Source organism: Peribacillus sp. P4_C12 (assembly GCF_056402095.1).
In genome coordinates this window covers 1-2006 of the sequence record NZ_JBFUIB010000598.1, presented here as the reverse complement: position 1 = coordinate 2006, position 2006 = coordinate 1, and the positions used below count along the sequence as shown (strand labels likewise).

Annotated in this window: 2 protein-coding genes; one reads left to right on the top strand and one right to left on the bottom strand. The window is 36.7% G+C overall.

Going from position 1 to position 2006, the window contains the following annotated elements; all coding sequences use genetic code 11:
* Window positions 1-133: 133 nt before the first annotated feature.
* Window positions 134-1327 carry an alanyl-tRNA editing protein gene (locus tag AC1DUW_RS26995; protein WP_477643944.1) on the top strand — a complete coding sequence of 398 codons (1194 nt, stop codon included), beginning with the start codon at window positions 134-136 and terminating at the stop codon, window positions 1325-1327.
* 119 nt (window positions 1328-1446) lie between these two features.
* Here the strand turns inward: AC1DUW_RS26995 and AC1DUW_RS26990 are convergent, their stop codons facing one another.
* Window positions 1447-1860: a hypothetical protein gene (locus AC1DUW_RS26990; protein WP_252432276.1), complete on the bottom strand. Its 414-nt coding sequence runs from the start codon at window positions 1858-1860 to the stop codon at window positions 1447-1449.
* Between the last annotated feature and the right edge of the window lie 146 nt (window positions 1861-2006).

Sequence of the window (2006 nt, the reverse complement as noted above, 5' to 3'; positions counted from 1 at the left end):
GTCTTGGATTCGTCCAACTCTAACACACCTACTAACCTTAAAAACCTTTGCCAATTTACCAACCTTGCTTTTTCATAAAACTGACTTGCGATGTTATAATTTAATGACCAACTGAAAGGGAAAGGAATTATTCATGACTAGAAAATTGTATTACACGTCATCAAAGACATCTCAATGGGATACAAAAATCCAGCAGATTTTCGAAGATAATGGCTTTTATTACATCATTCTTGAAGAAACTGCTTTTTATCCAGAAGGAGGTGGTCAACCTTCCGATACAGGCAGTATAGATGGAATCACTGTCCTTGACGTTACAAAAAGCGAGGATGGAAATATCCTTCACAAGCTTGAATGTAGGCCAGGTTCTGAATTTGTTCATTGTGAACTCAATTGGGAACGCCGCTTCGATCATATGCAACAGCATAGCGGTCAGCATCTACTCTCGGCTGTCTGCCGGGAACTGTTTGATGCGAATACTGTCAGTTTTCATCTCGGAACGGAAAATATAACTATTGATATAATCGCGCCCCAATGGACCGAGGAACATACGATAGCTACTGAAAAGCAGGTTAATCAATATATCTACGAGAATCGCAAGCTTCTCACATATTTTGTGACAAAAGAGCAAATACAGGCACTTCCTGTCGTCAAAATGCCAACAGTGTCAGAGAATATCCGTATTGTTGAAATTAAAGGGATTGAGTATAATCCTTGTGGCGGAACGCATGTAGAACAAACCGGGGAGATTGGCCTAATTAAAATCCTCAAAACGGAGAAACAAAAAGAACATACACGTCTATATTTCAAATGCGGTTTGAGGGCATTGAACGATTTTTCTGATAGTCTTAATGTTCTTTCAGCGTTATCGACTAAATTTAATACCGGACGAAAAGAAATAATCAACAGGGTGGAAAAATTAGAAGATGACTACAAACAACTAGCATCGACACATGAAAAACTCAAACTTGAAAATGCAAAGTTTCTTGCTGATTCCTTGCTTGAAAATAATGGGGATGGGTTCATATCTCATATTTTCGAAGACAGCTCATTGAAAGAACTCCAATTTCTTTCAGCTACAATGGTTCAAAAAGAAAAAGTGCTCGTGTTATTTGCATCATATAAGGAACAAAAGATCCTGCTCGCGCACAGTGGGTCCTCCTCCATTCATTGCGGACAATATTTTAAAGAAACACTCAGCTCGTATAATGGTAAAGGCGGGGGTAATGAAAAGTCTGCGCAAGCGGGGTTTGCTTCACAAAATGATTTAATGGCTTTTTACGAATTCACAGCTGAACAAATTCGCTCAAAATTTGGTCATGATGAATAAAAAGCATATGTGGTAAAAAAATCATTATAGTGGTGGAATTCATATTATTTTCACTTCGAAGTTATAGAACAGAAAATAAAGGAGAGAGGACAAATAATTCCCTCTCTCCCTTTCACCCCTTATTCTTCTATCTTTAGATGCTCTAACCCACGTTCTTCAATATGAAGGTGATATTTTTCTTCGAGTTCCATAATTCGTTTAAATGCTTCCTCTTGAGTATACTCTTGAAGGTTCGATTCCTTTGCAAACTCTTTTCTTGCCATGTGATAGGCAAGCTTATCCCTGAACACCCCTTCTTCATATTCATCTATAACTTCATGAAGTTTATTTTCCAATTCATGACTCAAATCATATATTTCATATTCCTTCACAAAGTGGATTCCTTCCATGCCAAAATCCTTTGCATAGGAATTCAGGTATTGTTCTAAGTCACTAAACTCATTATTATTTTCAATATCGGAAGCAACCCAATATCCATACTGAACCATTTTGAACAATGTTTCATATTGTTTTTTCGTAAAATTAATTTTCATTGTTTACTCCTTTTCAGGTCATCTCTACAACAAAAAGAATAAACCGTATTGGAACAAAAGTCCAATACGGTTTATAATCAATCCAATATTTCAGTTACAGAAAAATAAGCTGCTTTTTCAGTATCTACGACATAATGGCAATCGCC

Coding starts and splice junctions, on each gene's coding strand:
- AC1DUW_RS26990 (WP_252432276.1), bottom strand. CDS start 1,860: ATGAAAATTAATTTTACGAAAAAACAATATGAAACATTGTTCAAAATG.
- AC1DUW_RS26995 (WP_477643944.1), top strand. CDS start 134: ATGACTAGAAAATTGTATTACACGTCATCAAAGACATCTCAATGGGAT.